Origin of the sequence: Pseudomonas sp. MD195_PC81_125 (assembly GCF_014060985.1) — a bacterium.
Taxonomy (GTDB): domain Bacteria; phylum Pseudomonadota; class Gammaproteobacteria; order Pseudomonadales; family Pseudomonadaceae; genus Aquipseudomonas; species Aquipseudomonas parakoreensis.
The window spans coordinates 1-4,160 of record NZ_JABULD010000302.1; the positions used below are offsets into that span (position 1 = coordinate 1).

The 4,160-nt window shown below is 61.9% G+C and carries 2 protein-coding genes and 1 pseudogene; all 3 read left to right on the forward strand.

The genetic code is table 11. The features are described from left to right. Positions 1-253 precede the first annotated feature (253 nt). The 3 genes and pseudogenes from HT737_RS12895 (at position 254) to HT737_RS12905 (ending at position 4,068) form a co-directional block, all read left to right on the forward strand. Positions 254-2,692 (forward strand): TonB-dependent siderophore receptor, encoded by a 2,439-nt coding sequence (locus tag HT737_RS12895; protein WP_182402762.1) that lies wholly within the window; start codon positions 254-256, stop codon positions 2,690-2,692. A gap of 74 nt (positions 2,693-2,766) precedes the next feature. After that, positions 2,767-3,892, forward strand: a pseudogene (locus tag HT737_RS12900) (PepSY-associated TM helix domain-containing protein). Beyond that, complete coding sequence (locus HT737_RS12905) at positions 3,889-4,068, forward strand: hypothetical protein (RefSeq protein WP_047297051.1); 180 nt, start codon at positions 3,889-3,891, stop codon at positions 4,066-4,068. Before HT737_RS12900 ends, HT737_RS12905 begins: the two are co-directional and overlap by 4 nt. The last annotated feature ends 92 nt before the right edge of the window (positions 4,069-4,160 follow it).

The window sequence follows — 4,160 nt, forward strand, 5'->3', positions numbered from 1 at the left end:
GCGGCCGCCATCGCTGGCAAGCCAGCTCCCACAGAGATCGATGGTGAATATCAATTCTGTGAGCTGCGCTGAACCTGTGGGAGCTGGCTTGCCAGCGATGGGGCCGCCCGCAACTGCACAAAACCAATGTTGCCACGCGAATCGGCTGCCCCACTCCCAGTTAATCGACATTATTTTCATCCAGCCCTATCACTTTTCAATTCTCGTCCGGCACACAGGCAATTGAGAAATATTTCCATTCAGGAGCCTTCGCATGTCCCGTTCGCTAGACACCTTGTTGCGCCCCAGTCTGCTGGCCATCGCCATTGCCCTCAGCGCGCCGCTGCTCAGCAGCCCGTTGCTCGCTGCTGAACAGGCCTCCAGCGTGCGTGCCTACAACCTGCCGGCGGCGCCGCTGTCGACCACGCTGAACCAGATCGCCAGCCAGGGTGGCCTCGCGCTGTCGCTCAATCCGTCGCTGGCGGCGGGCAAGACCTCGTCGCCGGTCAACGGGCAATACGACGCCGCCGGCGCTCTGCGTGTGGCGCTGCAAGGTACCGGCCTGCAACTGGAACAAAGCAGCACTGGCACCTACAGCCTGGTAGCCGTGCCTGAAGGGACACTGGCGCTGCCGGAAACCGCAGTGATCGGCGTGGAAAACCTGGAAACGGCCTGGGGCCCGGTCGAGGGCTACACCGCCACTCGCACCGCCGCCGGTACCAAGACCGACACCGCACTGGTCGAAGCACCGCGCTCGATCTCGGTCGCCACCCGTCAGCAAATGGACGACCGCAGCGTGCACAGCCTCGATGACGCCGTGCGTTATATGCCGGGCATCACAGCCAGCAGCTACGGCAGCGACACCCGCGCCGACTGGCTGCGCGTGCGTGGCTTCGAGCCGACCCAGTTCCTCGATGGGCTGCCACTGCCAAAAGGCGTGTACGCCAACCCGAAACAGGAAACCTGGAACCTCGATCGCCTCGCCCTGTTGCGCGGCCCGGCCTCCTCCGTCTACGGCCAGACCCCACCGGGCGGCCTGCTGGACATGGTCAGCCGGCGCCCGAGCAGCGACGCCAGCAGCGACGCCAGCAGCGAAATCCAGCTGCAATACGGCAGCGACAACCACCGCCAGATCAACTTCGCCAGCACCGGCAAGATCGACGACGCCGGCCAGTTTCTCTACGGCATCAGCGGTGTGGTGCGCGACAGCGACACACAGATCGATCACATCGAAAACAAGCGCTACAACATCGCGCCGAGCCTGACCTGGAACATTGACGACGACACCAGGTTCACCCTGCTGAGCCAGTTCACCCGCGACGATACCGGCATTACCAGCCAGTTCCTGCCGGTGCAGGGCACCAAGATCGACATGCCGTTCGGTAGCGTCTCGCACCACAAAAACCTCGGCGACCCGGATTGGGAATATTACGACCGCACTTACTACGCGCTCGGCTATGCGTTTGAACACCGCCTGAACGATGTCTGGCAGTTCAAGCAGAACCTGCGTTACACCAAGTCGGATCTATCGTTCCAGGCCCTGACTGTCGGTTCTTATCCGTACACCCTGGTGGACGATCAAGGCAACGTCGGGCGCACCAGCACCAGCGTTGACGAAGACATCAGCCAGTTCGCGGTGGACAACAACTTCCAGGCCGACTTCGCCACCGGTGACATTCGCCACACCGTACTGTTGGGGCTGGATCACCAGCGCAGCAACACCAACTACCTGTCGATCTACGGTGACGGCCTGAAAACCAATGTGCTGAAGCCGATCTACGGCCAGCCGATCGTTCGTCCGGATCGCTCGACCGCGTATTACGACTACGACCAGAAGACCTACCAGACCGGCCTCTACGTGCAGGACCAGATGGCCCTCGACCAATGGCGCCTGACGCTGGGCGGTCGTGAAGACTGGGTCCACACCGGCACCAAATTCTTCAACAAGGCCGACGCGACCAACACCCAGCGCGACAAGAACTTCAGTGGTAACGCAGCGCTCAGCTACGTGTTCGACTCGGGCTTCGTCCCGTACATTTCCTACGCCGAATCCTTCCAGCCCACCACCGGCGCCGACGCCTCCTCCACCGGCTCGCTGAAGCCGACCGAAGGCAAGCAGTGGGAAATGGGCGTCAAGTACCAGCCACCGGGCAGCAAGACCCTGCTGACCGCCGCCGTGTATGACCTGACGCAGAAAAACGTCGCAGTCACCACCACCGTCGGCAACACCCCGATCACCAGCCAGACCGGCGAAGTGAAAGTCAAAGGCCTGGAACTGGAGGCGACCTCGGACGTCACCGATAACCTGAAAGTGATCGCCGCCTACACCCTGGCCAAGTCCGAAGTGCAGAAAGGCGACTACAAAGGCAACCGCCTGCAACTGATGCCGAACCAGCAGGCCTCGCTGTGGACCGATTACACCTGGCACAACGGCGTACTCGACGGCTTTGGTATCGGCGGTGGCGTGCGTTACACCGGCAACACCTACGGCGATCAGGGCAACACTTGGCTGGGCAAGGCCGATGCTTACACCGTGTTCGATGCCTCCGTGCATTACGATCTCGGTCGCCTGGACAACAGCCTCAAAGGTGCATCGGTGGCGGTCAATGCCACCAACCTGTTCGACAAGGACTACATCTCCACCTGCGACGGCTTCTATTGCTACTACGGCGACCAGCGCAGCGTCGTCGCCAGCGCCACCTACAAGTGGTAAGCGCGTGAGCTGAAACAGGTCCTGTCACCAGGCCGTCCCCCGTGGACGGCTTCGGTGTTTTTGAAGGTCATGAAATGAAAAGTAAAACAATTCGCCGCTGGTCGTTCATCCACACCTGGACCAGCCTGATCTGCACCGTGTTTTTGCTGCTGTTGGCACTGACCGGTCTGCCGCTGATTTTCCATCACGAGATCGAGCACCTGCTCGGCGATGCCCCGCAAGTGCGCGAAATGCCCGCCGACACCCCGCGCCTGAACCTGGCGCAACTGGTCGAGGCGGCAGAACAACATCGTCCCGGCGAAGTGGTGCAGTACTTCGGTTTCGAGGACGACGAGCCCAACGCGGTGCTGACCATCATGGCGAAAACCGCCGGTACCGAGCCGAATTCTTCGCACACGTTCATGCTCGATGCGCGCACCGGTGAAGCGCTGGAAACCCCGTCGGCCAACGGAGGCCTGATGTTGTTCATCCTGCGCCTGCACGTGGACATGTTCGCCGGCCTGCCGGGCAAGTTGCTGCTGGCGTTCATGGGTTTGCTGTTCGTGGTCGCGATCATTTCGGGGACTGTGTTGTACCTGCCGTTCATGCGCCGCTTGCAGTTCGGCACCGTGCGCCAGGACAAGTCTTCCCGCCTGCGCTGGCTCGACCTGCACAACCTGATCGGCGTGGTTACATTGACTTGGGCGCTGGTGGTCGGTGTCACCGGAGTGATCAGCGCCTGTGCTGATCTGATCATCGCCGCGTGGCGCAACGACTCGCTGACTGCCATGGTTGCGCCCTACCGCGATGCCCCCGCCGCTGACCCGACTGGCCCCGGCCACCCGCCTGCTCGACATCGCCCGGGACGTGGCACCGGGGATGAACCCGGACTTCATCGCCTTCCCCGGCACGCGTTTTTCCAGCGAGCATCATTACGCGGTGTTCATGAAGGGCGACACGCACCTGACCTCGCACCTGCTGACGCCGGTGCTGATCGACGCCGGCACCCTGCAGGTCACCGCCGTGGCCGAGCGCCCGTGGTACATGGACGCCATGGGCCTGTCGCAGCCATTGCACTTCGGTGACTACGGCGGCATGCCGATGAAAATCCTCTGGGCGACCCTCGACGTGCTGACCATCATCGTCCTTGGCAGCGGCGTGTATCTGTGGGTGGTGCGGCGTAAAGCGGCGAAACCGGTGACGGTGGAGGCGGCCGCATGAAGCCGCGTCAGAGCAATTTCTGGAAGGTCTTCAGCACGCCGCTGGTGATTGCGCTGCTAAGTGCGGCGGGGTTGTTTGCGGCGTTGTTGGGCGATGGAATCTGGGATGCGTTGAGCTGGGTCGGGCTGGGTGTACCGGCGTTTCTGGCCATAAGAGGTTTGTTGCAGCGCAGGTAGTTTTTGTGTTGTCGGTGATGGCCTCATCGCTGGCAAGCCAGCTCCCACGGGGGTTAATGCTGAATCTGAAATTTGTGTTCGCTGCAAAAACT

Coding starts and splice junctions, on each gene's coding strand:
- HT737_RS12905 (WP_047297051.1), top strand. CDS start 3,889: ATGAAGCCGCGTCAGAGCAATTTCTGGAAGGTCTTCAGCACGCCGCTG.
- HT737_RS12895 (WP_182402762.1), top strand. CDS start 254: ATGTCCCGTTCGCTAGACACCTTGTTGCGCCCCAGTCTGCTGGCCATC.